General features: G+C 54.0%; 27 protein-coding genes. 15 read left to right on the forward strand and 12 right to left on the reverse strand.

Going from position 1 to position 26,529, the window contains the following annotated elements; all coding sequences use genetic code 11:
* Positions 1-33: 33 nt before the first annotated feature.
* The 3 genes from clpP to bolA all read right to left on the reverse strand — a co-directional run bounded on the left by clpP (position 34) and on the right by bolA (position 2,977).
* Positions 34-657 (reverse strand): ATP-dependent Clp endopeptidase proteolytic subunit ClpP, encoded by a 624-nt coding sequence (gene clpP, locus JOE09_RS09070; protein ID WP_105590799.1) that lies wholly within the window; start codon positions 655-657, stop codon positions 34-36.
* A gap of 361 nt (positions 658-1,018) precedes the next feature.
* Positions 1,019-2,323 (reverse strand): trigger factor, encoded by a 1,305-nt coding sequence (tig, locus tag JOE09_RS09075; RefSeq protein ID WP_205065533.1) that lies wholly within the window; start codon positions 2,321-2,323, stop codon positions 1,019-1,021.
* A gap of 339 nt (positions 2,324-2,662) precedes the next feature.
* Positions 2,663-2,977, reverse strand: coding sequence for a transcriptional regulator BolA (gene bolA / locus JOE09_RS09080; RefSeq protein WP_105590797.1), 315 nt, complete (start codon positions 2,975-2,977; stop codon positions 2,663-2,665).
* A gap of 288 nt (positions 2,978-3,265) precedes the next feature.
* Between bolA and JOE09_RS09085 the strand changes: the two genes are divergently transcribed.
* From JOE09_RS09085 to JOE09_RS09120, 8 genes are all read left to right on the forward strand, one after another.
* Positions 3,266-3,844: a lipoprotein gene (locus JOE09_RS09085; RefSeq protein WP_105590796.1), complete on the forward strand. Its 579-nt coding sequence runs from the start codon at positions 3,266-3,268 to the stop codon at positions 3,842-3,844.
* Positions 3,845-3,889: 45 nt separating this feature from the next.
* A complete protein-coding gene (gene ampG / locus JOE09_RS09090) occupies positions 3,890-5,374 on the forward strand; it encodes a muropeptide MFS transporter AmpG (RefSeq protein WP_205065534.1) in 1,485 nt (494 codons plus the stop codon).
* Between the two features lie 533 nt (positions 5,375-5,907).
* Positions 5,908-6,837 carry a cytochrome o ubiquinol oxidase subunit II gene (gene cyoA, locus JOE09_RS09095; protein WP_205065535.1) on the forward strand — a complete coding sequence of 310 codons (930 nt, stop codon included), beginning with the start codon at positions 5,908-5,910 and terminating at the stop codon, positions 6,835-6,837.
* Between the two features lie 4 nt (positions 6,838-6,841).
* Complete coding sequence (gene cyoB, locus JOE09_RS09100) at positions 6,842-8,833, forward strand: cytochrome o ubiquinol oxidase subunit I (RefSeq protein WP_205065536.1); 1,992 nt, start codon at positions 6,842-6,844, stop codon at positions 8,831-8,833.
* Positions 8,823-9,440 (forward strand): cytochrome o ubiquinol oxidase subunit III, encoded by a 618-nt coding sequence (locus JOE09_RS09105; RefSeq protein WP_123335683.1) that lies wholly within the window; start codon positions 8,823-8,825, stop codon positions 9,438-9,440. Before cyoB ends, JOE09_RS09105 begins: the two co-directional genes overlap by 11 nt.
* Positions 9,440-9,772 carry a cytochrome o ubiquinol oxidase subunit IV gene (locus JOE09_RS09110; RefSeq protein ID WP_105590791.1) on the forward strand — a complete coding sequence of 111 codons (333 nt, stop codon included), beginning with the start codon at positions 9,440-9,442 and terminating at the stop codon, positions 9,770-9,772. Before JOE09_RS09105 ends, JOE09_RS09110 begins: the two co-directional genes overlap by 1 nt.
* Positions 9,773-9,785: 13 nt before the next feature.
* Entirely contained in the window at positions 9,786-10,673 is an 888-nt protein-coding gene (gene cyoE, locus JOE09_RS09115; RefSeq protein ID WP_123335681.1) for a heme o synthase, read from the forward strand.
* 128 nt (positions 10,674-10,801) lie between these two features.
* Entirely contained in the window at positions 10,802-12,169 is a 1,368-nt protein-coding gene (locus JOE09_RS09120; RefSeq protein ID WP_205065537.1) for an MFS transporter, read from the forward strand.
* 212 nt (positions 12,170-12,381) lie between these two features.
* Here JOE09_RS09120 and JOE09_RS09125 read toward each other — a convergent pair whose 3' ends face one another.
* Positions 12,382-12,873, reverse strand: coding sequence for a YajQ family cyclic di-GMP-binding protein (locus tag JOE09_RS09125; RefSeq protein ID WP_105590788.1), 492 nt, complete (start codon positions 12,871-12,873; stop codon positions 12,382-12,384).
* Between the two features lie 138 nt (positions 12,874-13,011).
* Here JOE09_RS09125 and panE point away from each other — a divergent pair, with 138 nt between their 5' ends.
* Complete coding sequence (panE, locus tag JOE09_RS09130; protein WP_200560028.1) at positions 13,012-13,932, forward strand: 2-dehydropantoate 2-reductase; 921 nt, start codon at positions 13,012-13,014, stop codon at positions 13,930-13,932.
* On the forward strand, positions 13,886-14,482 hold the full coding sequence (gene yajL / locus JOE09_RS09135; RefSeq protein ID WP_205065538.1) for a protein deglycase YajL: 597 nt from the start codon (positions 13,886-13,888) through the stop codon (positions 14,480-14,482). Before panE ends, yajL begins: the two co-directional genes overlap by 47 nt.
* A gap of 184 nt (positions 14,483-14,666) precedes the next feature.
* Here yajL and thiI read toward each other — a convergent pair whose 3' ends face one another.
* Positions 14,667-16,115: a tRNA uracil 4-sulfurtransferase ThiI gene (gene thiI, locus JOE09_RS09140; RefSeq protein WP_205065539.1), complete on the reverse strand. Its 1,449-nt coding sequence runs from the start codon at positions 16,113-16,115 to the stop codon at positions 14,667-14,669.
* A 299-nt stretch (positions 16,116-16,414) separates the two neighbouring features.
* Between thiI and xseB the strand changes: the two genes are divergently transcribed.
* The 4 genes from xseB (at position 16,415) to JOE09_RS09160 (ending at position 20,490) form a co-directional block, all read left to right on the forward strand.
* Positions 16,415-16,657, forward strand: a complete 243-nt coding sequence (gene xseB, locus JOE09_RS09145) for an exodeoxyribonuclease VII small subunit (RefSeq protein ID WP_105590784.1) — start codon at positions 16,415-16,417, stop codon at positions 16,655-16,657.
* Positions 16,657-17,556: a (2E,6E)-farnesyl diphosphate synthase gene (gene ispA, locus JOE09_RS09150; protein WP_205065540.1), complete on the forward strand. Its 900-nt coding sequence runs from the start codon at positions 16,657-16,659 to the stop codon at positions 17,554-17,556. The genes xseB and ispA overlap by 1 nt, the downstream gene beginning before the upstream one ends.
* A gap of 16 nt (positions 17,557-17,572) precedes the next feature.
* Entirely contained in the window at positions 17,573-19,438 is a 1,866-nt protein-coding gene (gene dxs / locus JOE09_RS09155; protein WP_205065541.1) for a 1-deoxy-D-xylulose-5-phosphate synthase, read from the forward strand.
* Between the two features lie 77 nt (positions 19,439-19,515).
* Positions 19,516-20,490: an aldo/keto reductase gene (locus JOE09_RS09160; protein ID WP_105590781.1), complete on the forward strand. Its 975-nt coding sequence runs from the start codon at positions 19,516-19,518 to the stop codon at positions 20,488-20,490.
* A gap of 158 nt (positions 20,491-20,648) precedes the next feature.
* On the opposite strand, the gene pgpA is transcribed toward JOE09_RS09160, so the two are convergent.
* The 6 genes from pgpA to nrdR form a co-directional block, all read right to left on the reverse strand.
* Positions 20,649-21,155, reverse strand: coding sequence for a phosphatidylglycerophosphatase A (gene pgpA / locus JOE09_RS09165; RefSeq protein WP_200545355.1), 507 nt, complete (start codon positions 21,153-21,155; stop codon positions 20,649-20,651).
* Entirely contained in the window at positions 21,136-22,110 is a 975-nt protein-coding gene (gene thiL, locus JOE09_RS09170) for a thiamine-phosphate kinase (RefSeq protein ID WP_205065542.1), read from the reverse strand. Before thiL ends, pgpA begins: the two co-directional genes overlap by 20 nt.
* Before the next feature lie 52 nt (positions 22,111-22,162).
* The gene (nusB, locus tag JOE09_RS09175; protein WP_105590778.1) at positions 22,163-22,582 is read right to left on the reverse strand and encodes a transcription antitermination factor NusB; all 420 of its coding nucleotides are present in this window, start codon (positions 22,580-22,582) and stop codon (positions 22,163-22,165) included.
* A 15-nt stretch (positions 22,583-22,597) separates the two neighbouring features.
* Positions 22,598-23,068, reverse strand: a complete 471-nt coding sequence (ribH, locus tag JOE09_RS09180; RefSeq protein ID WP_105590777.1) for a 6,7-dimethyl-8-ribityllumazine synthase — start codon at positions 23,066-23,068, stop codon at positions 22,598-22,600.
* Between the two features lie 132 nt (positions 23,069-23,200).
* Entirely contained in the window at positions 23,201-24,310 is a 1,110-nt protein-coding gene (gene ribD / locus JOE09_RS09185) for a bifunctional diaminohydroxyphosphoribosylaminopyrimidine deaminase/5-amino-6-(5-phosphoribosylamino)uracil reductase RibD (RefSeq protein WP_205065543.1), read from the reverse strand.
* Between the two features lie 4 nt (positions 24,311-24,314).
* Entirely contained in the window at positions 24,315-24,764 is a 450-nt protein-coding gene (gene nrdR / locus JOE09_RS09190; RefSeq protein ID WP_105590775.1) for a transcriptional regulator NrdR, read from the reverse strand.
* Between the two features lie 189 nt (positions 24,765-24,953).
* Here nrdR and JOE09_RS09195 point away from each other — a divergent pair, with 189 nt between their 5' ends.
* Positions 24,954-25,523: a DUF3251 domain-containing protein gene (locus JOE09_RS09195; protein WP_205065544.1), complete on the forward strand. Its 570-nt coding sequence runs from the start codon at positions 24,954-24,956 to the stop codon at positions 25,521-25,523.
* 47 nt (positions 25,524-25,570) lie between these two features.
* Here JOE09_RS09195 and secF read toward each other — a convergent pair whose 3' ends face one another.
* The gene (secF, locus tag JOE09_RS09200) at positions 25,571-26,512 is read right to left on the reverse strand and encodes a protein translocase subunit SecF (RefSeq protein ID WP_234471790.1); all 942 of its coding nucleotides are present in this window, start codon (positions 26,510-26,512) and stop codon (positions 25,571-25,573) included.
* Positions 26,513-26,529 lie beyond the last annotated feature (17 nt).

The raw sequence follows: 26,529 nt of genomic DNA on the forward strand, positions 1-26,529 counted from the left end.
GCCTGCGAAGCGACGGATACATGGCAAAACAGATCAGTTGCGCTGAGCCAGTACGGAATCAACTAATCCATACTCTACGGCTTCAGCCGCCGACAGGAAACGATCGCGGTTAGTGTCACGTTCAATCGTTTCCACGCTCTGGCCGGTGTGCTTCGCCATAAGTTCATTCATCATCTGTTTCGTTTTGATAATTTCACGCGCATGAATATCGATGTCAGAAGCCTGCCCCTGGAAGCCGCCCAGCGGCTGGTGAATCATCACGCGTGAGTTTGGCAGGCAGTAACGTTTGCCTTTTGCGCCAGCGGTCAGCAAGAATGCGCCCATTGAACAGGCCTGTCCCATACAGATTGTGCTGACGTCAGGTTTGATAAACTGCATGGTGTCATAAATCGACATCCCGGCAGTGATAACGCCACCAGGAGAGTTAATGTACAGGTGAATGTCTTTTTCCGGATTCTCTGCTTCCAGGAACAGCATCTGGGCCACGATCAGATTAGCCATATGGTCTTCAACCTGACCGGTCAGGAAAATGATGCGTTCTTTGAGCAGGCGCGAGTAGATGTCGTAAGAGCGCTCTCCACGAGAGGTCTGTTCAACAACCATTGGCACTAAAGCCATCTGAGGTGCAGTTAATTCACGTTCGCCACTGTATGACATTATCGTCTCCTGATACATTTCATTTGGCCACACTCCGCAGCGATTCTACTTGAGAGCGATCGGGAACACTATGATTCCGGTCCTTTCCGCCGAAGCTACCCGGGCGCTCAACCAGGCCTGATAGCATCGTTGCATACTCTGATGAACTCGTATGCCAGTGATAACAATCTGGGGATATTGCCCCGCTATTTCAAGCATAACAACGTTTTTATCAACTGCTAACCAGGAATATTGGCTCAGGCGACAATTTGCGGAATAAATAGACAAATTGTCAGCAAAAGCAGTCGATTCCAGTTCATTAAATAGCAAAAGCCCGCAGCCAATGGCTGCGGGCTTTCGTTGAACAACCAGTAAAGTTAAATCAGGCCTGAGCGGTCTGGTTCATCAGTTCCTGGAAGTTAGTGGCTTTCTCAGTCACTTTCGCTTTTTCCAGCACGGCTTCAACAGCCTGCTCTTCCAGCGCAACGTTACGCATGTTGTTCATCAGCTCGGTGTTTTTGCTGTAGAACTCAATAACTTCTGATGGATCTTCGTACGCAGAAGCCATTTCTTCGATCAGCGCTTTAACGCGGTCTTCGTCAGCTTTCAGCTCGTGGGTACGAATCACTTCACCCAGCAGCAGACCAACCACTACGCGGCGTTTTGCCTGCTCTTCGAACAGTTCACGAGGCAGTTCCAGAGCCTGCTTCTCGTTACCGCCAAAGCGCTGTGCAGCCTGACGCTTCAGCACGTCGATTTCGCCGTCGATCAGGGCAGCAGGGACGTCGATGTCGTTAGCTGCAACCAGGCCGTCGATAGCCTGAGACTTCACGCGGTTACGCACGGCGCCTTTCAGTTCACGCTGCATGTTCTTACGTACTTCGGTACGCAGACCAGCCAGAGAACCATCAGCCACGCCGAAACGCTTGATGAACTCTTCGGTGAATTCTGGCAGCTCACGCTCTTCAACTTTCTTCAGCACGATTTCAAACTTCGCTGCTTTCCCTTTCAGGTTTTCAGCGTGGTAATCTTCCGGGAAGTTAACGTCGATAGTGAAGGTTTCACCGGCTTTATGGCCAACAACGCCTTCTTCGAAGCCTGGGATCATACGACCCTGGCCCATTGCCAGTACGAAATCAGACGCTTTGCCGCCTTCGAACTCTTCGCCGTCTACAGAACCGGTGAAATCGATGGTTGCACGATCTTCCGCGCCAGCAGCCGCGTCGGTTTCTTTCCAGGTCGCCTGCTGCTTACGCAGGGTATCCAGCATGGCATCAACGTCTTCGTCAGTGACTTCTACAACCGGTTTTTCAACTTCGATTGCTTCCAGACCCTGCAGCTCAACTTCCGGATACACTTCAAACTCAGCAGAGAAAGTGAAGTCTTCACCGATTTTGTATTCGCCCGGTACATAGTTTGGCGAACCGGCTGGATTGATTTTTTCTTTGATGATCGCATCAACAAAGTTGCGCTGCATCAAATCGCCCAGCACGTCCTGACGAACGGAGGCACCGTAACGCTGTGCAACGACGGTCATCGGCACTTTACCTTTACGGAAACCGTCGATACGTACTTTCTTAGCTACGCTAACCAGCTCGTTTTTAACTGCAGTTTCGATCACGTCTTTAGGAACGGTAATCGTTACGCGACGGCCCAGGCCCTGAGTTGTTTCTACTGAAGCTTGCATCTTATTACCTCAAAAAATCACGTGCTCGGTCAACTTCAGATGCACCCTGCTACGGTGGAAACACCGATAACTGAATGAATCTAAGAACCGGGACGGCTTCTGATGCCAGAACCGCATTCCCTGTTAACAGAAGCGTCCCGAAGACATTCTGTGAAAAAATAGACGCCGCATTATAGCGGCAACGTCTAAGCGAGTCGAGGCTGCACACTCCCCCGACGCACGCTACTTTTTACATTTTTGCGATGAAACCGCAAGAATTTGATGAGAGCAGAGGCTTTTCAGCGGCTATAAACGAAAAAACGGCCCAGAGGCCGTTTGGTATTGGAAGATGATTAATAGTTATGCCAGCGTTCCGGCTCCCCGACAGTTAGGCGAGGCGGGCACGGTATCCTGCAGGCTTTCCCACTCTTTGACCGTGTAGCTGTGCAACGCCAGCGCATGGACGCTTCCTGCCAGTTCATCAGCCAGCACGCCGTAAATCGCACGGTGCCGCACCAGGAAACGCTGGTCGATAAAACTGTCACTGACGATCACCACCTTGAAGTGACTTTCCGCCCCCGCAGGAACGTTGTGACGATAGCTTTCGTCATGGACCTCAAGGTGCACCGGTGAAAATGCCGTACGTAACTTTTCTTCTATTTGTTCACGGATCATAACCGAACTCCTCTCCAGCAGAGAACTGCGCCCCATCTCTTTAAATGTTAGTCGTTTTTTATGCAAACCCGATGCACTTTAACGAAATTTTCAAATCAGCCAACATTTTTACTTATCGAACGTGAAACACTCAGGCCTGATTGCAGTCCAAGCCTCAAGCGTTCAGTCGTCCGAAAATACGACAACGCGATGAATTTACGCGCTATCGGGGCTTCCCCTGACTTCAGGCGATGTTATGATGGCCGGAGTTTTTTCAGCAATACAACTCACGTTACCGAGAAAATAAGCATGTTAAAAAAATTACTGTTCCCTCTGCTGGCCATGTTTATGCTGGCTGGCTGTGCGACAAGCAGCAACACGCTTGATATTTCACCTAAAATCAAGCTGCCCCAGCAGGACCCAGGCCTGATGGGCGTCACCATTAGTATCAACGGAGCCGATCAGCGTACCGACCAGGCACTGGCGAAAGTGAACCGTGACGGCCAGCTGATCACGCTGACGCCTTCCCGCGATCTGCGCTTCCTGCTACAGGAAAGCCTGGAGAAACAAATGACGGCCCGTGGCTATATGGTTGGTCCAAGCGGTGCAGTCGACCTGCAAATCGTGGTGAATAATCTTTATGCCGACGTGACTCAGGGCAACGTCCGCTACAGCATTACCACCAAGGCCGATATTTCGATTATTGCTACCGCTAAAAACGGCAATAAGCAGGTGAAAAACTATCGCCAGGTCTACAGCGTGGAAGGTGCTTTCAACGCCAGCAACGAAAAAATTACCAATGCGGTTAACGCAACACTGGGTGACGTGATTGCCGATATGGCTCAGGACACGTCGGTCAGCGAGTTCATCAAGCAAAACTCTCGTTAATCATTGCAGGCCCGCCGGGATAGCGGGCCTGACTTTAAGGTCCGTATGCCCAATCACTATTTGCACATTTTCACTCGGCGCAACTCCGCCCTCCTTTTATTACTTGGTTTCGCATCCGGCCTTCCCCTGGCATTAACCTCCGGCACTCTGCAGGCGTGGATGGCGGTGGAAAATGTCGATATCAAAACCATCGGTTTCTTCTCACTGGTCGGCCAGGCTTACGTGTTTAAGTTTCTCTGGTCACCGCTGATGGATCGCTATACGCCGCCATTTCTTGGCCGTCGACGCGGCTGGCTACTGATTACCCAACTACTGCTTATCGTCGGCATCGCCATGATGGGCTTTTTACAGCCTTCGCGCGACCTGACATTGCTGGCAGCGCTGGCTGTGCTGATCGCCTTCTGTTCCGCCTCGCAGGATATTGTTTTTGATGCGTGGAAAACCGATGTACTGAGCGCGGCCGAACGCGGTAACGGTGCCGCCATCAGCGTGCTGGGTTACCGACTGGCGATGCTGGTTTCCGGCGGCCTGGCGCTATGGCTGGCCGACCGTTACCTCGGCTGGCAGGCCATCTGGTGGCTGATGGCGCTGATGATGGTCCCGGGTGTTATCGCAACGCTACTGGCTAAAGAACCCGCGCTAACCTCCGAAGTCCCGCGTTCTCTGGAACAGGCGGTCGTTGCTCCGCTGCGCGATTTCTTTAATCGCAACAATGCGTGGCTGATTCTGTCACTGATTGTGCTCTACAAGCTGGGCGATGCCTTTGCCGCCAGCCTGACCACCATTTTTCTGATCCGCGGCGTGGGCTTTGACGCGGGGGATGTCGGCCTGGTCAATAAAACGCTGGGATTGATAGCGACCATTGTTGGCGCGCTGGTCGGCGGAGTACTGATGCAGCGTCTGAGCCTGTTCCGTGCGTTGATGCTGTTCGGCATCCTGCAGGCCGTTTCCAATCTGGGTTACTGGATACTGTCAGTAACTGACAAGCACCTTTACAGCATGGCGGCGGCGGTAACCGTGGAAAACCTCTGCGGTGGAATGGGCACGGCGGCATTTGTCGCACTGCTGATGACACTGTGCAACCGCTCGTTTTCGGCAACCCAGTTCGCTTTGCTCTCTGCCCTGTCTGCCGTTGGACGGGTGTATGTTGGGCCGGTAGCCGGCTGGTTTGTAGATGGCTGGGGCTGGCCAACCTTTTATGCTTTCTCGGTCGTTGCTGCGCTGCCCGGGCTGCTGCTGTTGGCGGGCTGCCGATCAACGCTTGAATATGCGCAGAAACATCCAGACTTTCCACCGCGCACTGCATTTCCCAATGCATACCGCTGGGCCCTGCGCAGTTTGGTACTCGGATCGCTACTGTTGATTCTCTGGCTGATCGTCCTGGCACTAAATGCATCGGATTTAACCGTGCCTGATGTTATTGTTTCCGGATTGTTAAAAACAGCTGTTTCACTGATGTTGGCAGGCATAGCCGCAGGAACGTTACTCGATTTTTTGGCAGGCCGAAAATTATCTGAAAGTGCCGATTAAATCGCCGCTTAAGCTGATAAATTCGATTTGTTAAGGAAATTATTTTCATAACAATTTAATAACAATATTCCAGGCAATTGTAACACCTGCCTGGATTATTTTTGCGTAGCAGATTACAGCTACAACTGCCAGTTGAATAAAAATAAAATTTTTTGGCTTTTTGAGCGGGATTGGAAAAGTTTTACGCGAAAAATATTTTTAAATAAAGAGTATTAAAACCCGGTGAGTAATTAGTTTTATGCCGTTTATTATCACACAATTGATAAGGACTTGTTAAATAATTGGATCAATAACCGTCTGGTTATAGCGTCTGGATTTTGACCTGACTTTTTTTCATAGAATTTTGTTATATTGCCTCCAACCCATTGCTGCCATTAATATTTTGTCACCGCCAGCAACATATGTGACAGCCTTGGCAAAAGGTGTCAACACCTCGCTGACACAACCTGTTGCAGGTTTACAGTACTGAAACCTTCCCGTAAAATGCCGCCACACTTAAACGACAATAGAGCCCTTGTCATTGAGGTCGTTAAATGAGACTCAGTAAATACAATAAAAGTTTGGGGATTTTGTCATTAATCGCAGGCGCCATTTTGTTAAGTGGTTGTGATAGTGCATTGTTAAATCCCAAAGGACAGATTGCGTTGGAGCAACGTTCGCTGATACTGACGGCTTTTGGCCTGATGATGATCGTCGTTATCCCCGCCGTCTTAATGGCCGTGGTGTTCGCCTGGAAATATCGGGCATCAAACACCAACGCGAAATACAGCCCAAACTGGTCACACTCTAACAAAGTTGAAGCCGTTGTCTGGACTGTACCAATCTTAATCATTGTTTTCCTTGGTATTCTGACGTGGAAATCTACCCACGCTCTGGAACCAAGCAAGCCGCTGGTTTCTGACAAGAAGCCTGTTGAGATTGAGGTTGTTTCGCTCGACTGGAAATGGCTGTTCATTTACCCGGAACAGGGTATTGCAACCGTCAACCAGATTGCGTTCCCCGCTAATCGCCCAGTTAACTTCAAGATCACGTCTAACTCAGTGATGAACTCCTTCTTTATTCCTACTCTTGGTAGCCAGATCTACTCAATGGCCGGAATGCAGACGAAGCTTCACCTGATTGCGAACGAACCTGGCACCTTTAACGGTATCTCCTCGAACTTCAGTGGTCGTGGTTTCTCTGGTATGAAGTTTAAAGCGATTGCCACTCCTGACGAAGCAACCTTCGAGCAGTGGGTAGCAAAAGCGAAAGAGTCAACCTCTACACTCGCGACTATGGATGATTTTAACAAGCTGGCAGCGCCTAGCGAAAATCACCCTGTTGAATTCTTCTCAAGTGTGAAACCTGGTCTGTTCTTGGATGTTATCAATCAGTTCCAGATGAACCACGGCGGAAGCATGGACATGTCATCGCATGAAGGTATGGATATGAGCCATTCCGCTCACGCGGGAGCCGAGGAATAATACAATGTTAGGTAAATTAACACTGGATGCAGTGCCCCTTCACGAGCCGATTATCGTTGTTACGGTAGCAGCCATCATTCTTGGTGGTCTGGCGCTTGTGGCTGCAATCACTTACTTCGGTAAGTGGAACTATCTTTGGAGCGAGTGGCTGACTTCTGTCGATCACAAAAAACTCGGTATCATGTACATCATCCTGGCCTTCGTCATGCTGCTGCGTGGCTTTGCCGATGCGGTGATGATGCGTAGCCAGCAGGTGCTTGCCTCTGCCGGTGAGGCCGGATTCCTGCCACCGCACCACTACGACCAGATCTTCACCGCCCACGGCGTGATCATGATCTTCTTCGTAGCGATGCCGTTTGTTGTTGGTCTGATGAACATTGCTGTTCCTCTACAGATCGGCGCACGCGACGTGGCCTTCCCGTTCCTGAACAACCTGAGCTTCTGGTTCACCGTTGTCGGTGTGGTTCTGGTTAACCTGTCACTGGGCGTGGGCGAATTTGCTCAGACCGGCTGGCTGGCTTACCCACCACTTTCCGGTGCGGAGTACAGTCCGGGGGTCGGGGTTGACTACTGGATATGGAGTCTGCAGTTATCCGGTATTGGTACGACATTAACAGGTATTAACTTCTTCGTTACTATCCTGAAAATGCGTGCGCCTGGCATGACTATGTTCAAAATGCCGGTGTTCACCTGGGCTTCACTGTGTACTAACGTATTGATCATCGCTGCGTTCCCGGTTCTGACCGTGACCTTAGCGCTGCTGACGCTTGACCGCTATCTTGGTTTCCACTTCTTTACCAATGATATGGGCGGCAACATGATGATGTACGTCAACCTGATTTGGGTTTGGGGTCATCCGGAAGTATACATCCTGGTTCTGCCAGTATTTGGTGTGTTCTCCGAAATCGTTGCAACCTTCTCTAAAAAGCGTCTGTTTGGTTATACCTCTCTGGTGTGGGCAACGGTAGTTATTACCATCCTGTCCTTCATCGTTTGGCTGCACCACTTCTTCACCATGGGTGCGGGTGCGAACGTTAACGCCTTCTTCGGTATCATGACGATGATCATCGCCATCCCGACCGGTGTTAAAATCTTCAACTGGCTGTTCACCATGTATCAGGGTCGCATTCAGATGCACTCTGCAATGCTGTGGACCGTTGGCTTCCTGGTCACCTTCTCTGTAGGTGGTATGACCGGGGTTCTGCTGGCCGTGCCGGGTGCTGACTTCGTTCTGCACAACAGTCTGTTCCTGATTGCTCACTTCCATAACGTCATTATCGGTGGTGTAGTATTCGGTTGCTTCGCAGGTGTGACCTACTGGTTCCCTAAAGCGTTCGGCTTTACGCTGAATGAAACCTGGGGTATCCGTGCGTTCTGGTTCTGGATTATCGGCTTCTTTGTTGCCTTTATGCCGCTGTACGCACTGGGCTTCATGGGTATGACCCGTCGTATTAGCCAGGACATCGATCCTCAGTTCCACTCGCTGCTGGTTGTAGCTGCATTCGGTGCTGCACTGATTGCCTGTGGTGTAATCTGTCAGCTGACTCAGTTCTACGTTTCCGTTCGCGACCGTGAACAGAACCGTGACCTGACCGGTGACCCATGGGGTGCACGTACGCTGGAGTGGGCAACCTCTTCACCACCACCGTTCTATAACTTTGCCGTTGTTCCTCACGTTCACGAGCGCGATGCGTTCTGGGAAATGAAGGAAAAAGGTGAAGCTTATAAACAGCCGACGCACTATGAAGAAATTCATATGCCGAAAAACAGCGGCGCCGGTATCATCATTGCTCTGTTCGCTACCATCTTCGGTTTCGCAGCAATCTGGCACATCTGGTGGCTGGTAGGTCTGTCCTTCCTGGGCATGATCGTGACCTGGATCGTGAAGAGCTTTGACGAAGACGTGGATTACTACGTTCCTGTTGCCGAAATCGAAAAAATCGAGAATCAGCACTTTGACGAAATTAGCAAAGCAGGTCTGAAAAATGTCAACTGAAACTCTGGCTAAACACCACGACGACGCCCATGGGGACCATGGGCATCACGATGCGGGCGCCAACAAGATCTTTGGCTTCTGGATCTATCTGATGAGCGACTGCATCATCTTCGCAACCCTGTTTGCGACGTATGGTGTGATGGTTAACAACACCGCCGGTGGCCCGGCAGGCAAAGATATCTTTGAACTGCCGTTCGTACTGGTTGAAACCGCACTGCTTCTGTTGAGCTCCATTACCTACGGTTTTGCAGTTATCAACATGAACAAAGGTCAGAAAGGCGCCGTACTCGGCTGGCTGTTCATGACCTTCCTGTTTGGTGTGGGCTTCATCGGGATGGAAATCTATGAATTCCATCACCTGATCAAAGAGGGCTTCGGTCCGGATCGTAGTGGCTTCCTCTCCGCGTTCTTCACGTTGGTTGGTACCCACGGTCTGCACGTGACCTCTGGCCTGATCTGGATGCTGGTACTGATGTTCCAGGTTTCCAAACGTGGCCTGAACGATACTAACCGCGCGCGTATTATGTGCCTGAGCCTGTTCTGGCACTTCCTCGATGTGGTTTGGATCTGCGTATTCACCATTGTTTACCTGATGGGAGCCATGTAATGAGTCATTCTGTAAACGAACATGGCGGCGCGTCTCACGGTAGCGTGAAGTCATATATGATCGGCTTTATCCTGTCGATCATTCTGACAGGTATCCCGTTCTGGATGGTCATGGACGGCGGAGCTTCTAAAGCGGTTACGCTGACTGTGGTTCTGGTGTGTGCGGTTGTTCAGCTGCTGGTTCACCTGGTGTACTTCCTGCACCTGGACAGCAAGTCCGAGGGCGGCTGGAATATGGTTGCTATCGTCTTCGCGGCGATCATCATCCTGATTGTTGTTGTCGGCTCTCTCTGGATCATGTGGAACCTCAACTACAACATGATGACCCACTAACAGAGCTACTGTGATGATTAAGCGATACCTGCAAGTAACAAAACCAGGGATTATTTTCGGGAATTTAATTTCTGTTATCGGGGGATTCCTGCTGGCTTCTAAAGGCAGCATCGATTACTCCCTGTTTCTCTTCACCCTTGTCGGCGTTTCGCTGGTGGTGGCATCGGGTTGTGTTTATAACAACTACATCGACCGCGACATCGACAAAAAGATGGAGAGAACCAAGAATCGGGTGATGGTCAAAGGCCTCATCTCTCCGAAACTGAGCCTGGTTTATGCGACCGTTTTAGGTATTGCTGGCTTTGCGATGCTGTATTTCGGAGCAAATCCGCTGGCCATGTGGCTGGCGGTGATGGGTTTCGTGGTTTATGTCGGCGTTTACAGCCTGTACATGAAGCGCAACTCCGTCTACGGCACCCTGATTGGTAGTCTCTCTGGCGCAGCACCTCCGGTGATCGGCTACTGTGCGGTTTCCAATCAGTTTGACGCCGGTGCGTTGATCCTGCTGGCTATCTTTAGCCTGTGGCAGATGCCGCATTCCTATGCGATTGCTATCTTCCGCTTTAAAGATTACCAGGCAGCCAACATTCCGGTTCTGCCGGTGGTGAAAGGCATTTCGGTCGCGAAAAATCATATTACGCTGTATATCCTGGCGTTTATGATTGCCACGCTGATGCTGACGCTGGGTGGTTATGCCGGATATAAATATCTGGTGGTGGCCGCAGCGGTTAGCGTCTGGTGGCTGGGTATGGCACTGTCAGGTTACAAAACCTCAAACGACCGAGTTTGGGCGCGTAAACTGTTCGTGTTTTCAATCGTTGCTATCACCGCGCTGAGCGTGATGATGTCTGTCGATTTTATGACCCCCGCTTCTAAAGATCTGCTGACTTACGTCCGGTAAGCAAAGCTGCATCACGATAAAGGGCGCGATTTCGCGCCCTTTCTTTTTGTTACGACTTCTTCGCAAGTAATGTTGTACCCGCCCTCCCCTCGCACATAAACTATGCGCACTAAATGCATGAGGTAGTAATGAACGATAATAAAATGACCCCGGTCGAGCTTCGTGCTACCTGGGGCCTGGGGACGGTTTTTTCCCTGCGTATGCTGGGCATGTTTATGGTGTTACCGGTCCTCACCACTTATGGCATGGCTTTACAGGGAGCCAGCGAAGCATTGATCGGGCTGGCCATCGGCATTTACGGTTTAGCCCAGGCCGTATTCCAGATCCCCTTTGGACTGCTTTCCGATCGTATTGGCCGCAAGCCGCTTATCGTCGGCGGACTGATTATTTTTGTTCTTGGTAGCGTGATTGCCGCATTAACCACCTCGATTTGGGGGGTAATCCTTGGCCGAGCGCTACAGGGTTCCGGTGCGATAGCCGCAGCGGTAATGGCACTGCTCTCCGATTTAACACGCGAGCAGAACCGCACCAAGGCGATGGCGTTTATCGGCATCAGCTTTGGTATTACCTTCGCTATCGCGATGGTACTGGGGCCGATCGTGACCAATGCGTTTGGCCTGCACGCGCTGTTCTGGATGATCGCCGTACTGGCAACGGCAGGCATTGTTATTACCCTGCTGGTGGTGCCCTCCGCGTCTAATCACGTACTCAACCGCGAGTCGGGCATGGTGAAAGGCAGCTTCCGCGATGTGCTGGCAAACAGCCGCCTGGTGAAACTGAATTTCGGCATTCTCTGCCTGCACATTTTGCTGATGTCGAGCTTTGTCGCGCTGCCGGGCCAGTTTGAACGCGCGGGCTTACCGGCCGCCGAACACTGGAAAGTGTACCTGGTGACCATGCTTATCGCCTTCGTCAGCGTGGTGCCCTTTATTATTTACGCCGAAGTGAAGCGCCGGATGAAGCGCGTATTTATCTTCTGCGTGGCGCTGATGCTGGTGGCAGAAGTCGTCCTCTGGCTGGCTGGTGGACATTTCTGGACGCTGGTTATTGGCGTGCAGCTGTTCTTTGTCGGCTTTAATCTGATGGAAGCCATTCTGCCCTCGCTGGTCAGCAAAGAGTCCCCTCCCGGCTTCAAAGGCACCGCTATGGGGCTGTACTCAACCAGTCAGTTTATCGGCGTGGCAATCGGTGGCAGCATGGGCGGATGGGTGTTCGGTCACTTCGATGCGCAGAGCGTGTTTGTGGTTGGCGCAGTCATCGCCGCAGTCTGGCTGCTGGTCAGCATCACCATGCAGGAACCGCCTTACGTCAGCAGCCTGCGGATAACGCTGGAAGCCTGTACCTTAGATAAAAATGCACTGGAGCAGAAGCTGAAAACGGAACCTGGCGTAACGGCGGTATTTATCGTGCCGGAAGAGCAGAGTGCCTACGTCAAAATCGACAGCAAGGTCACCAGCCGCGCCACGCTGGAAAAGCTGATTGCTTCAGCGGCATAAACTCGCACTTAAACAGAGACAGGCACCGCCCTGCCGTGGTCGGTGCAACGCTTCAGATCCGCACGTCATTGCAGACCCATTCGCGTTGAAATGAATATGTGCCAGCCGGCCCCTGAACAGGGGCCAGCCAGCTAACCTCATATCACCTGCGCTTCAGCACTCGGGCCTTACATCACGGTCCGAAACGCCAAAACGAAGAAGCGATGTGAGGCTTAGTCGCGGAAGTTTTTGAACTGGAACGGCTGGCCCAGTTCGCCCTTACGCACCAGCGCCATTGCGCCCTGCAGGTCATCGCGAGATTTGCCGGTAACGCGCACTTCATCGCCCTGAATCTGGGTCTGTACTTTCAGCTTGCTGTCTTTGATCAGCTTAACCAGCTTCTTCGCTACATCGCTCTCAATGCCTTTTTTCATTTTGGCATCGACGCTCCAGTTTTTACCGCTGTGCTCGATCTCTTCGGGCACGTCCAGCGCCGCATTTTCAATGCCGCGCTTCAGCAGTTTTTCACGCAGGATATCCAGCAGCTGTTTCACCTGGAAATCTGACTCGCTGGCAACCTTAATTGATTCGTTTTTTTCGTTCAGCTCGAAGCTGGCCTGCACGTTACGGAAATCAAAGCGGGTGGCGATTTCGCGGTTGGCGTTTTCAACGGCATTACGCACTTCCTGCATGTCAATTTCGGAAACGATATCGAAAGATGGCATGATCTATTCTCCTGAGACTAAAGTGACAGGCATAATACCTGCTTGCCACGGGTAAATAAAACTGCGGACGCTGAAAGCTATAATAATCAACAGATGCGCGGGTAAACTGTTTAACTCACCCCGCCGCGGGGAGGAACAATGAAAATTACCGTACTTGGATGCGGAGCTTTAGGGCAGATCTGGCTTGCTGCTCTTGAACAACAGGGGCATGAAGTTCAGGGCTGGTTAAGGGTTCCACAACCCTACTGCTCGGTAAACGTGATCGATTTACACGGCTCCCCGATCAATAAAACGCTGATCGCTAACGATCCGACCTTTCTCGCGAAAAGCGATCTGCTGCTGGTCACGCTCAAAGCCTGGCAGGTATCTGAGGCCGTGAAGAACCTGCAGTTTATCCTGCCGGAAAACTGTCCGGTGCTGCTGCTGCACAACGGCATGGGCACACTTGATGAACTGAAAACGCTGCGTCAGCCATTGCTGCGCGGCGTTACGACGCATGCGGCCAGGCACGATGGCACGGTGATCGTCCACGTTGCCTCCGGGATCACGCATGTCGGCCCCATTTCTCCAGCTGCTGAAGCAATGAGCGAGCTGGCGGAAACGCTGCATGCCGCACTACCTGATGTCGCGTGGCACAACAATGTCGCCTCTGCGGCCTGGCAAAAGCTGGCGGTGAACTGCGTGATTAATCCGCTCACCGTATTTTACGACTGCACCAACGGCGAGCTGGTGGAGCACCGTGAGGAAATTGACGCGCTCAGCAATGAAGTGGCCGCCGTCATGGAACGAGAAGGCCAGCATATCTCGCGCGAATGGCTGATCGACTACGTGATGGATGTGATCCGCAGCACGGCGGGCAATACCTCTTCCATGCTGCAGGATATCCGTGCCCAGCGCCGTACGGAAATTGACTATATCAACGGCTACGTGATCCGTCGTGCCCGCGCTCAGGGCCTGGTAACGCCGGAGAACAACCGTCTTTTTGAATTTATTAAGCGTAAGGAACAAGATTATGACCGCGAACGCATCGGTGCTGGTTTGCCTGGCACCTGGGAGTGAAGAAACCGAAGCCGTTACCACCATCGATCTGCTGGTGCGCGCGGGCATTCGCGTCGTCACCGCGAGCGTGGCCGAAAACGGCGATCGTGAAATTGTCTGTTCACGCGGAGTGCGGCTGCTGGCGGATGCGCCGCTGGTGCAGGTGGCCGATGACGAGTTCGATGCCATCGTCCTGCCGGGCGGCTTGAAGGGTGCCGAGTGTTTTCGCGACAGCCCGCTGCTGGTCGAGACCGTGCGGCAGTTTCACCTTTCCGGCCGCATCGTGGCAGCTATGTGCGCCACCCCGGGCACCGTACTGATCCCACACGACCTGTTCCCGGTGGGGAATATGACCGGCTTCCCGGGGCTGAAAGATACCATTCCCGAAGGTAAGTGGATGGATCGCCGCGTAGTCTGGGATCGTCGCGTGAATCTGCTGACCAGCCAGGCACCGGGTACCACCATTGATTTCGCCCTCAAACTGATTGATTTACTGGTGGGTAAAGACAAAGCGCGTGAAGTTGGCGAGCAGATGGTACTGGCGGCAGGGATTTACGACTATAAGGATTGAGCAGCGGCAACTTATTACTGAGTCGCTGAAGATAAGGCTGGGAACGTACGCCCATCAAGCGTGATTAACGCTAACGAGCGTGATTTATTTCAGCGCGGATATCCGGGCTTCTTCTTAGAAATCTGGATATCCGCAGCTGGGCTGATGGGGGATGGCAACAGTGAATGTGCTGCCATTCCGTATGTTAAGGGCGATAGATCTTAACGTTGGTAAAGCCCTGCTCGTGCAGATACAGCGCCTGCAAACGGCTCATCACGCCGCGCTCGCAGTAAAGCAGCCAGGTTTTCGACTGGTCGAGATCGCCAAACTGAGTGCCCAGCTTGTAAAACGGCAGGGATTTCACTTCAACGCCGTCAACCTCAAGCGGGCGGGCATCCTGTTCGTCGTTGGAGCGAATATCCAGCACCGCGTCATTCACGCCGAACGAGGCCACGGTTTCCACTTCCACCACTTCTTCCTGAGTTTTTTCGGCAATCTGGCGGATATCGACGTTGGTCGCCTCTTCCACCATGCGGTCGAGGATGGTGAAATCGAAGTTCTGCTCTTCCGCTTCAATTTTCGCCTTCACGGCTTTCACCGTCGGGCTTTTCGAGATCACGCCACAGTACTCCGGCATGGTGCGGGCAAAGTCTTCCGTCCCGATTTCACGTGCCAGATTAATGATGTGCTCTTTATCGTGCGAAATCAGCGGACGCAGGATCAGGGTATCGCTGGCGTTATCAATTAAACGCAGATTGGTCAGCGTCTGGCTGGAAACCTGGCCCAGCGCTTCGCCGGTAACCAGCGCCTGCACGCCGTAGCGTTCGGCCACTTTCGACGCCGCACGCACCATCATGCGCTTCAGTACCACGCCCATCTGGCCATCATCCACTTTTTCCAGGATCTCACCGACCACCGGCTCAAAGTTGATAGCAACAAAGCGAACGCGATGCGAGCTGCCGTAGCGCTTCCACAGATAGTGGGCCACCTGCCGTACGCCAATCTCATGAGCGGCACCGCCCAGATTGAAGAAGCAGTAGTGAACACGACAGCCGCGACGCATCAGCATATAGCTGGAAACGCCGGAGTCAAACCCACCGGAGATCAGTGACAGCACGTCTTCCTGCGTGCCAATCGGGAAGCCACCGATACCTTCAAAGCGGCCGGTTACCAGCAGCAGGCGGTCGTCTTCAATTTCCAGGTTAACCGTCACGTCCGGGCGATTGAGCTGCACGCGGGCAGAAGCCACGTGCTGGTTCAGGCCGCCGCCAACGTAACGCTCAACGTCCTGCGAGCTGAACTCATGCTTGCCGCGACGCTTGACGCGTACACAGAAGGATTTCCCTTCGATGCGCTCGCGGGTCAGTTCCAGCGTCTGCTCGAAGATGTTGTGCACATCGGTGTAAGGACGGTCTTCAACTTCCAGAATATGGTGAATACCCGGAATACGCGTCAGCTCAGCGATAATCGTTGGCCGCTGGCTCTCATCGCGCGCACGCACTTCGATATGGTCCCAGTGGCGTACCACGGCAAGATTTTCATCGTAGTGTTTAAGCACATTGCGAATGTTTCCGGTGAGGATTTTGATAAAACGCAGGCGCACGGACTGGCTTTTAATGGTGATTTCTGGGAATAACTTAATGATAAACTTCATGGTGGCATGGGTTCGCTAGGCAATTAAGTGCTGAAACGAAAGGCACTTAGCTGGTAAAATCAGGGTCTTGCAAAATGGCTCATAGCCTTTGCATTCAGGCGCAGCAGTATATCATCATTTGCCCGATGGGTGCTTCTTCATCTGCTGTCAGTCAGCCGCTCATCCGTAAGATTGTTCTGTACCAGTGCACATATCACGTCATTGTCAGTGGAAAGATGACGGGTATATTTTGCGAATCATTTCGAGTCGGATACCATAAGTCATTATCCGCTGATAAAGATAACAAGTCAGGATCAAACATGCCGAAAAAATCCGAACAGCCTGCCAGTTTTGAAAGCTCACTGCAGCAGCTGGAACAGATCGTCACCCGCCTCGAAAGCGGCAACCTTCCGCTGGAAGAGGCGCTGAGCGAGTTCGAGCGCGGCGTGCAGCTGGCGCGTACCGGGCAGCAAACGCTACAGCAGGCCGAACAGCGGGTGCAGATCCTTTTGAATGACGATAAAAACGCCGATCTGACGCCTTTTACTCCGGAAAACGACTGATGGATTTCATCGCATTACAGCATGCGCATTATCAGCGCGTGAATGCCGCATTGCAGCGTTACATTGCCGAGCTACCTTTTCAGAGCACTCCGCTAGTAAATGCCATAGAATATGGCGCATTATTAGGAGGGAAAAGGCTGCGTCCTTTTCTGGTTTATGCCACCGGTCAGATGCTGCACGCCGATGACAGTGCTCTGGATGCGCCTGCGGCGGCCGTTGAATGCATTCATGCCTATTCCCTGATTCACGACGATTTACCTGCCATGGATGACGACAGCCTGCGCCGTGGGCAGCCAACCTGCCATATTAAATTCGGTGAAGACACGGCAATCCTGGCAGGCGATGCCCTGCAAACGCTGGCCTTCTCGATCCTGGCCGATGCCCCAATGCCCGGCGTTGCGGCGGAGTTCCGCATTGCCATGCTTTCAGAACTGGCGCAGGCCAGCGGTGTTGCGGGAATGTGTGGCGGCCAGGCCCTGGATTTGGCGGCAGAAGGTCAGCAGGTTGATTTAACCGCACTGGAAAAGATTCACCGCCATAAAACCGGTGCGCTGATCCGCTCTGCCGTGCGCCTTGGCGCACTGGCCGCAGGAGAAAGAGGCCGTAACGCCCTGCCTGCACTCGATCGTTACGCCAGTGCTATTGGACTGGCATTCCAGGTTCAGGACGATATTCTGGATGTGATAGGTGATACCGCCGTGCTCGGCAAACAGCAGGGAGCCGATCAGCAACTGGGCAAAAGCACTTACCCGGCGCTGTTGGGGCTGGAGGGAGCACGGACAAAAGCATGGGATCTCTATCAGGAGTCTCTCAGCGCATTAGAAACGCTGGCCGCACAATCCTATAATACCACCCCGTTGCGGGCGCTGGCCGGCTTCATAATTGAACGCGATAAATAGCCATAATGAGTCACTGATGAGTTTTGAACCTGGAAAATACCCGACGCTGGCGCTGGCAGAAACGGTGCAAGAATTACGTTTGCTACCGAAAGAGAGCCTGCCAAAACTCTGTGATGAGCTGCGCCAGTATCTGCTCGACAGCGTGAGCCGCTCCAGCGGCCACTTTGCTTCGGGGCTGGGCGTCGTAGAGCTGACCGTTGCGTTGCACTACGTCTACAACACGCCATTCGATCACCTGGTATGGGACGTAGGCCATCAGGCCTATCCGCATAAAATCCTTACCGGGCGCCGCGATCGCATCGGGACAATCCGCCAAAAAAACGGACTGCATCCGTTCCCGTGGCGTGATGAAAGTGAATACGACGTGCTGAACGTCGGTCACTCCTCAACCTCTATCAGCGCCGGGCTGGGCATGGCCGTTGCCGCCGGTAAAGAAGGCAAGGATCGCCGTACCGCCTGCATTATTGGCGACGGTGCGATCACGGCCGGTATGGCGTTTGAAGCGATGAACCATGCCGGCGATATCAAAGCCGACCTGCTGGTGATCCTCAACGACAACGAAATGTCGATTTCTGAAAACGTGGGCGCGCTGAATAACCGCCTGGCACAGCTGCTCTCCGGCAAAACCTACGCACGTCTGCGTGAAGGTGGTAAAAAAGTCCTGACCGGCCTGCCGCCGATTAAAGAACTGGTGAAGCGCACCGAAGAACACCTGAAAGGCATGGTGGTTCCCGGCACGCTGTTCGAAGAGCTGGGCTTTAACTACATCGGCCCGGTAGACGGCCACGACGTGCTGGCGCTGGTGCAGACTTTGCGCAATATGCGCGCGCTGAAAGGGCCGCAGTTCCTGCACATTATGACCAAAAAGGGCAAAGGCTACGCCCCGGCCGAGCAGGACCCGATTACCTGGCACGCGGTGCCGAAGTTCGACCCGGCCAGCGGTCTGCTGCCAAAGAGCGCCGAAGGATTGCCGTCCTATTCAAAAATCTTCGGCCAGTGGTTGTGTGAAACCGCGGCTCAGGATGAAAAACTGATGGCGGTGACGCCGGCGATGCGTGAAGGCTCGGGCATGGTGACTTTCTCACGCGAATACCCGAAACAGTATTTCGACGTTGCGATTGCCGAACAGCACGCGGTGACCTTCGCCGCCGGTCTGGCTATTGGTGGCTACAAGCCGATCGTGGCAATCTACTCGACGTTCCTCCAGCGCGCTTACGATCAGCTGATTCATGATGTGGCGATTCAGAAACTCCCGGTGCTGTTTGCTATCGACCGCGGTGGCATCGTGGGTGCAGACGGCCAGACGCATCAGGGCGCTTTCGATATCGCTTTTATGCGCTGCATCCCGAACCTGGTGATCATGACGCCGAGCGATGAGAACGAGTGCCGCCAGATGCTCTATACCGGCTATCACTACCAGGACGGCCCGAGTGCGGTACGCTACCCGCGCGGCACCGGAACCGGTGCCACTATCGAGCCACTGGCTTCGCTGCCGCTGGGCAAAGGTGTCGTTAAGCGTCAGGGCGAGAAGCTGGCGATCCTCAACTTCGGTACTCTGTTACCGGAAGCGGCCGCTGCTGCAGAAGCACTTAATGCCACGCTGGTGGATATGCGCTTTGTTAAACCGCTGGATGAGGCGCTGATTCTGGAGCTGGCTGCGAGTCACGATGCTCTGGTTACGCTGGAAGAAGGCGCGATTAAAGGCGGCGCAGGCAGCGGTGTGAATGAACTGCTGATGGCGAAGCGCAAACCGGTTCCGGTGCTTAACCTTGGCCTGCCGGACGTGTTTATTCCGCAAGGCACTCAGGAAGAGATCCGCACCGACTTCCAGCTGGATGCCTCAGGGATTCAGCAGCAAATTGCCGGATGGCTGCAGCAGTAAACATCCTGTGCTCCCCCGGCCTTCGGGGGAGCTCCTCACCTGCTATGCTTACGCAACGATAAATAGCAGGAGTCTTCATGAAAACCATTCAGTTAGCGAACACCGACCTGACCGTTTCACGCCTGAGCCTGGGCTGCATGACCTATGGTGAACCCGATCGCGGCAAGCACGCCTGGACGCTACCGGAAGAGAGCAGCCGCCCGCTAATCAAACAGGCGCTGGAAGCCGGCATTAACTTCTTTGATACCGCCAACAGTTACTCCGACGGCAGCAGCGAAGAGATCGTCGGCCGGGCCCTGCGCGACTATGCCCGCCGCGATGAGGTCGTGGTTGCGACCAAAGTGTTCTTCCCGATGAGCAACCTTTCCGGCGGCCTGTCGCGGAAGAATATTTTGCAGTCAATTGATGACAGCCTGAACCGACTGGGTATGGAGTACGTCGATCTGCTGCAAATCCATCGCTGGGACTACAACACGCCGCTGGAAGAGACGCTGGAGGCGCTGCACGACGTGGTGAAAGCCGGTAAAGCCCGCTATATCGGTGCCTCTTCGATGTATGCCTGGCAGTTTGCCAAAGCGCTGTATACCGCCGATCGCTACGGCTGGACGCGTTTTGTCAGCATGCAGGACCAGTACAACCTGATCCAGCGTGAAGAGGAGCGGGAAATGCATCCGCTGTGCCTGGCGGAGAACATCGCCGTACTGCCGTGGAGCCCGCTGGCGCGAGGTCGCCTGACCCGGCCGTGGGGGGAAGCCACCGCGCGGACGGTATCGGATCAGTACGGCCAGACGCTCTACACCGCCAATGAGGATAACGACGCCGCGATTGCCGCCCGCGTTGAGGCAATTGCCAGGGACAAAGGGGTAAGCCGGGCGCAGATAGCGCTGGCCTGGCTGCTCAGTAAACCCGCGGTGACCGCACCGATTATTGGTGCATCACGCAGCGAACAGCTGGCCGACCTGGTCAAGGCAACGGAAGTCGAACTCACGCAGGAAGAGATTATCGAGCTGGAAAGCGTCTATCAGCCGCATCCGGTTGTTGGGTTCGAGTAAGCGAGTAAAACCAGCCTGCCGTGTTGGCGTGTTGGCGTGTTGGCGTGTTGGCGTGTTGAGCTAACAAATAGCTGGATTCTTGATACAGGACGATAACTTTTTCGTCCTGTATCAGGCGGGCTATCCTGTCAGAATGGCATTGGCCCCGACTGCGGGAGTTACATCAGCCAGTAGTGACCAGCAAGGTAGAGAATAGCGGCAGAAACAATCCCGGCCACGATATCGTCCACCATAATCCCCATTCCGCCGTGAACGTTGCGATCGAACCAGCGGATCGGCCACGGCTTCCAGATATCAAACAGACGGAACACCAGGAATCCCGCCAGCACCCACTGCCAGCTATTGACCGGAATCGCCATCAGGGTAATCCACATCCCGATAAACTCATCCCAGACGATGCTGCCGTGGTCGTGAATACCCATATCCTTCGCGGTGCGATGACAGAGATAGACGCCGATACTGATCCCCAACAGCAGCACCAGCACGTAGAGATCCTGCGGCAGCAGATTCAGCAGATACCAGAAGGGGATCGCTGCAATCGACCCCATGGTGCCGGGCATCCACGGGCTGAGCCCACTGCCGAAACCGGTGGCCAGCAGGTGCCACGGGTTACTCATCTTCAGGCGGCTTTTCGCCACATCTTTTTCACGAGCCAAAATGGTCAAATCCTTTATGGTTAAACTCCACGACTCTGTCATCCTGCAACAGAACCAGCCCCTCTGACTGCGGGCCCATCTGGCCAATACAGGTAAACGGTACGCCAAGATAGCCGAGCGCCACATCCAGCGCACCGCGATTGATTTCCGGCACCGTGAAGCACAGTTCGTAATCTTCGCCACCGCTCAGCGCCCAGTGCAGACACTGCTCAGAACTGAAGTTCTGTTTCAGCGGCTCTGAGAGCGGCAAGGCATCCAGATTGATCCGCGCGCCGCAGTCGCTGGCTTTCAGCACATGGCCGAGATCGGAAATAAGCCCGTCGGAAATATCAATCGCCGAAGTTGCCAGATCGCGCAATGCCTGGCCCTGCAGGATTCTCGGGATAGGTCGCAGATGGCGCTTAATGAGTGCTTCATGGGCAGCGGGGTTGCTCAACTGCTCCTGGCCCAGCAACAGGGCCAGACCGGCGGCGCTGTCACCCAAGGTGCCGGTGACGTAAATCCAGTCGCCGATGCGCGCACCGGAACGGCGCAGCGCGCGGCCCTGCGGCACCAGGCCATGGATACCGAGCGTCATGCTAAGCGGACCGCGCGTGGTATCACCGCCGATCAGCTGCATATCGTAATAATCGAGAAGCTCAAACAGACTGTCGCTGAAGCTTTCCAGCCAGCTTTCATCCACGGTCGGCAGCGTCAGCGCCAGAGTCAGCCATGCAGGATCGGCGCCCATCGCAGCAAGGTCGCTAAGATTTACCGCCAGCGCTTTGTAGCCGAGGTCGGCTGGATGAATATCGGCAAGAAAATGGACACCCGCCACCAGCGTATCGGTACTGATCGCCAGGGACTGTTTTTCAGGTACGCTCAGCAAGGCGCAGTCGTCGCCAATACCTTTTTCGACATCGCGACGGGAGCTTGTTACACGATCAAAGTAGCGTGCTATCAGTTCAAATTCGCCACAAGCCATAATGCATTCCGGGAGTAAAAAGAAGAGGCCGGGTTAGCGGCCTCTTGAGAGATTATTTGCGGTTTGGACGGATCTGCGGAGCGGCTTTATCCAGCACGCCGTTGACAAACTTATGGCTGTCTTCAGCACCGAACACTTTCGCCAGCTCGATCCCTTCGTTGATGGCCACTTTGTAGGGAACATCTGAACGCTTGCTCAGTTCAAACAGAGAAATACGCAGGATCGCCTTTTCTACCTGTCCCAGCTCTTCCAGCTGACGTGACAGATAGGGTTTCATCAGGCCGTCGAGGTATGCACTGTTAGTTGCAACGCCGCCGACCAGCTCACGGAAATAATTGATATCGACGTCTTTAACGTCCTGTTCCGCCAGAAACTGGTATTCGACATCAGCGATGTCGTTTTTGGAGATCTGCCACGAGTAAAGTGCCTGAACAGCACATTCACGGGCGCGGCGACGAGCAGCAGGTTTCACGAAATTCCCCTTAAATCAGGCTTTGATGGCTTTTAATACGTTAATCATTTCCAGTGCGGTCAGGGCTGCTTCAGCACCTTTATTACCCGCTTTGGTTCCGGCGCGTTCGATGGCCTGCTCGATGTTTTCAGTCGTCAGCACGCCAAAGGCAACCGGGATATCGCTGTTCATGGCAACGCTGGCCAGACCGGAGCTGGCCTCGCCTGCCACATATTCGAAGTGAGCGGTGCCGCCACGGATAACGGTACCCAGCGCCACAACGGCATCGTGCTTACCGGCTTTTGCCAGTGCGCGAGCGGTCATTGGCAGCTCATAGGCACCCGGAACCCAGACCACGGTGATATTTTCATCTTTCACCTGGCCGATACGTTTCAGGGCATCAATCGCGCCGCTCAGCAGGCTGTCGTTGATAAAGTTGTTGAAACGCGCAATAACCAGGGCAACGCGCGCATCAGGAGTAGCAACAGCAGCTTCAATAACGTTCATAAATCTTCCTTTCAGGGTTCTGTTCTGTTTGGCCCCGCAGGGGGGCGGATTCTATCACACTCTTAATCCGTCTGCTTGCTTTTGCGCAAACGGAATGCAGGCAAAAATCTTCGCTGAGGGCGAGCCGTTAACTCAGCGGTATCTCGGCGTCAGCGTCAGGCGCACATCAGGCCCCACCTGGCGAACATCGCTGAAGGAAAATTCCGGCGCATCGGCCAGATGCTCCAGCCCAGGCAGATGGCACAGACCACGTCCCGCATCGCCCAGCAGTTTCGGTGCCAGATAAACAATCAGCTCGTCGACTACGCCCGTCTGCAACAACGCGCCGGCAAACTGTGCCCCGGCTTCCACCCAAACGCTGTTGATTTGTTTTTTACCCAGCAGCATAAACATTGATACCAGATCGATCCGGTTGTTATGGCGCGGCACGCTGAACTGGGTCACATTATCCGGCCACGATTGCGTATCAATTTCGTTACGCGCCAGCCAGGTTTCACCGGATTGTCCAATAAGTCGATGCTGCGGCGTGACGCGATTCTGGCTGTCTACGATAATTCTCACCGGCTGGCGCAAATCTTCTGCGGCATAGCGTGAACGGGTGCTGGCATCCAGCTCATCATAGCGCACCGTCAGCGACGGATTATCGGCCAGTACGGTTGCGCTGGTGCTGAGAATGGCAGAGCTTTGCGCCCGCAGTCGCTGCACATCGCGCCTTGCTTCAGGCGAGGTAATCCACTGACTTTCACCGCTGGCCATTGCCGTACGGCCATCCAGCGAGGCCCCCAGCTTTAGCTGCACCCACGGGAATCCGGTGCGCATCCGCTTCAGGAAGCCGTGGTTCAGCGCTTCCGCTTCCTGCATCATCAGGCCGTGACTGACGTCGATACCGGCCTGTTGCAGACGATAAAGCCCGCGCCCGGCCACTTGCGGATTGGGATCTTGCATCGCCGCAACCACCCGACTCACGCCTGCCGCCGTCAGCGCGTCACAGCAGGGGGGCGTGCGTCCATGGTGGCTACAGGGTTCAAGGGTGACATAGGCGGTGGCACCGCGGGCTTTATCGCCCGCCATTCGCAGCGCATGCACTTCGGCATGCGGCTCACCGGCTCGACGGTGATAGCCCTCACCCACAATTTCGCCGTCACGAACAATAACGCAGCCAACGTTTGGATTAGGCGTAGTGGTAAAGCAACCGAGACGCGCCAGCTCAAGCGCACGCGCCATATAGAATTCATCACGCATCGCATCAGTCCTGTAAGCGGGCGATCTCTTCGCCAAATTCCCGAATATCTTCAAAGCTGCGATAGACCGAGGCGAAACGGATATAAGCCACTTTATCCAGCTTTTTCAGCTCGTCCATCACCAGATTACCAATCATCTTACTGGCCACTTCACGCTCGCCGGTCGCACGCAGCTGGCTTTTGATATGGCTGAGCGCGGTCTCGACCGCATCGGAGTTAACCGGGCGTTTCTCCAGCGCTTTCATCAGGCCGCTACGCAGCTTGTCTTCATTAAACGGTTCGCGCACATCGTTGCTTTTCACCACACGCGGCATCACCAGTTCGGCAACTTCGAAGGTGGTAAAGCGTTCATGACACACCAGGCACTGGCGGCGGCGACGCACCGAAGTCCCTTCCCCCACCAGGCGGGAGTCGATCACTTTGGTATCCACGGCGGAACAGAATGGGCAATGCATGATGCGTCCTGATAATCCTTGAAATTGACGGTTAGTGTAACGCGAACGAAGCCGCCTGCCAAAGCCACGCGGCGCAAAACTGCATGACTTTATGCGGCGCGGGCCGCAAAAGACAGCTTTTCGCGGCAGGCTATTCAGACCGCTTTGCTCTAAGATAAAAGCAAACGTTAAATCAGAAGGAAATGAACAATGACAACGGCTTATCTGAAACTGTCACTGGTAGCGTCGCTGCTGGCGCTGGCCGGCTGTAACAGCGCACCATCGCAGCCAAAAATCAGCCAGCTGCATAATGAAGTCGGCAAGCTGAGCAAGGAAATGCGTCAGCTCACCCGCCAGGCGAGCGCGCTGGAACAGCAGGGGCATCTTAATAGCGGTACTGCTCAGGGGGCCTGGCTGCTGCCGCAGGCGAATACCGGGGTGATCCTGAAAAGCCAGGCAGGCGATCTGAAGCTTTCGTTAAGCCACGTTCAGAGCGAGGCTAACGGCACGCGTGCCACCCTGGATATTCGTGCAACCGGCGACGCTGTGCTGCCGTCGTTCAGTGCGGAAGTGGAATGGGGCGAGCTGGATAGCGCTACCGGTCAGCCGTTGAGTATCAGCAGTATGTCGCAAAAAATTGAGGTCGCCAGCACGCTATTGCCGCGCAGCCAGGTCAGCGTGCCGCTGCGGCTGAGCAATCTGTCACCGGAGCAATTGGGTTACGTGCGCGTGCATGATGTGGTGGTGGCGTCGCCAGCGGCGGCGGTCAGCGCACCATAAAAAAAGGGCCACATAATGTGGCCCTTAGCTTTATGGCTGTTCAACCATTAAGGCAGAATCGAAGGCTGGTCTGCGCCCTCTTTTTCCACTTTCTGCTGGATCATATGTTCACGCTTCATGCCCAGTTTCAGCGCCAGCGCTGAAGAGACATAAATCGACGAGATAGTACCGATGGTGATACCGATCAGCATGGTCAGAGAGAAACCTTTCAGCAGCTCGCCACCAAAAATGAACAGGATCAGAACCATCGCCAGCGTCGTTGCCGAGGTGATAATGGTACGGCTCAGCGTCTGCGTCAGAGAGACGTTGGTGATATCGTAAGACGATCCGCGACGGATTTTGCGGAAGTTCTCACGAATACGATCCGAGACCACGATCTTATCGTTCAGCGAGTAGCCGATAACCGACATCAGCGAGGCAACGATAGTCAGATCGATCTCAACATGGAACAGAGAGAGCAGCCCCATGGTGATCACCACGTCGTGCGCCAGCGCCAACACAGTACCCAGCGCCAGTCGCCACTCGAAGCGGAAACCGATATAGATCAGAATGGCAATCAGCGCGGAGAGCAGCGCCATGCCGCCTGCCGTCGCCAGATCGCTACCCACCGTCGGCCCAACGAACTCAATACGCTTAACGGTAGCATGCTGCTTAGTGGTGTCATTAATCACCGCCAGCACCTTGCTGCCCAGCTCCTGGCCCGCATTGCCTTCGTTCGGTGACATACGCACCATCACATCACGGCTGCTGCCAAAGTTCTGCACCTGCGGTTCTGCGAAGCCGGCTTTCACCAGACTTTCGCGCATCACGTCCAGATCGGTCGGATTTTCCAGGTTGATCTCAATCACCGTACCACCGGTGAAATCAAGCCCCCAGTTAAACCCACGTACACCGATAATCGCTACCGAGATAATCAGCAGCAGACCAGAGATGATGAACGCCAGCGTATCCCAGCGCATAAAGTCGACGACTTTACGCCCGTGATTCATTTGTTCAACACTATGTT

The organism is Pantoea coffeiphila (assembly GCF_016909495.1).
GTDB lineage: Bacteria > Pseudomonadota > Gammaproteobacteria > Enterobacterales > Enterobacteriaceae > Erwinia > Erwinia coffeiphila.

Bases quoted from the DNA above. Each gene is read 5' to 3' on its own strand.
- clpP (WP_105590799.1), bottom strand. From the start codon at position 657: ATGTCATACAGTGGCGAACGTGAATTAACTGCACCTCAGATGGCTTTA.
- tig (WP_205065533.1), bottom strand. From the start codon at position 2,323: ATGCAAGCTTCAGTAGAAACAACTCAGGGCCTGGGCCGTCGCGTAACG.
- bolA (WP_105590797.1), bottom strand. From the start codon at position 2,977: ATGATCCGTGAACAAATAGAAGAAAAGTTACGTACGGCATTTTCACCG.
- JOE09_RS09085 (WP_105590796.1), top strand. From the start codon at position 3,266: ATGTTAAAAAAATTACTGTTCCCTCTGCTGGCCATGTTTATGCTGGCT.
- ampG (WP_205065534.1), top strand. From the start codon at position 3,890: ATGCCCAATCACTATTTGCACATTTTCACTCGGCGCAACTCCGCCCTC.
- cyoA (WP_205065535.1), top strand. From the start codon at position 5,908: ATGAGACTCAGTAAATACAATAAAAGTTTGGGGATTTTGTCATTAATC.
- cyoB (WP_205065536.1), top strand. From the start codon at position 6,842: ATGTTAGGTAAATTAACACTGGATGCAGTGCCCCTTCACGAGCCGATT.
- JOE09_RS09105 (WP_123335683.1), top strand. From the start codon at position 8,823: ATGTCAACTGAAACTCTGGCTAAACACCACGACGACGCCCATGGGGAC.
- JOE09_RS09110 (WP_105590791.1), top strand. From the start codon at position 9,440: ATGAGTCATTCTGTAAACGAACATGGCGGCGCGTCTCACGGTAGCGTG.
- cyoE (WP_123335681.1), top strand. From the start codon at position 9,786: ATGATTAAGCGATACCTGCAAGTAACAAAACCAGGGATTATTTTCGGG.
- JOE09_RS09120 (WP_205065537.1), top strand. From the start codon at position 10,802: ATGAACGATAATAAAATGACCCCGGTCGAGCTTCGTGCTACCTGGGGC.
- JOE09_RS09125 (WP_105590788.1), bottom strand. From the start codon at position 12,873: ATGCCATCTTTCGATATCGTTTCCGAAATTGACATGCAGGAAGTGCGT.
- panE (WP_200560028.1), top strand. From the start codon at position 13,012: ATGAAAATTACCGTACTTGGATGCGGAGCTTTAGGGCAGATCTGGCTT.
- yajL (WP_205065538.1), top strand. From the start codon at position 13,886: ATGACCGCGAACGCATCGGTGCTGGTTTGCCTGGCACCTGGGAGTGAA.
- thiI (WP_205065539.1), bottom strand. From the start codon at position 16,115: ATGAAGTTTATCATTAAGTTATTCCCAGAAATCACCATTAAAAGCCAG.
- xseB (WP_105590784.1), top strand. From the start codon at position 16,415: ATGCCGAAAAAATCCGAACAGCCTGCCAGTTTTGAAAGCTCACTGCAG.
- ispA (WP_205065540.1), top strand. From the start codon at position 16,657: ATGGATTTCATCGCATTACAGCATGCGCATTATCAGCGCGTGAATGCC.
- dxs (WP_205065541.1), top strand. From the start codon at position 17,573: ATGAGTTTTGAACCTGGAAAATACCCGACGCTGGCGCTGGCAGAAACG.
- JOE09_RS09160 (WP_105590781.1), top strand. From the start codon at position 19,516: ATGAAAACCATTCAGTTAGCGAACACCGACCTGACCGTTTCACGCCTG.
- thiL (WP_205065542.1), bottom strand. From the start codon at position 22,110: ATGGCTTGTGGCGAATTTGAACTGATAGCACGCTACTTTGATCGTGTA.
- ribH (WP_105590777.1), bottom strand. From the start codon at position 23,068: ATGAACGTTATTGAAGCTGCTGTTGCTACTCCTGATGCGCGCGTTGCC.
- ribD (WP_205065543.1), bottom strand. From the start codon at position 24,310: ATGCGTGATGAATTCTATATGGCGCGTGCGCTTGAGCTGGCGCGTCTC.
- nrdR (WP_105590775.1), bottom strand. From the start codon at position 24,764: ATGCATTGCCCATTCTGTTCCGCCGTGGATACCAAAGTGATCGACTCC.
- JOE09_RS09195 (WP_205065544.1), top strand. From the start codon at position 24,954: ATGACAACGGCTTATCTGAAACTGTCACTGGTAGCGTCGCTGCTGGCG.
- secF (WP_234471790.1), bottom strand. From the start codon at position 26,512: ATGAATCACGGGCGTAAAGTCGTCGACTTTATGCGCTGGGATACGCTG.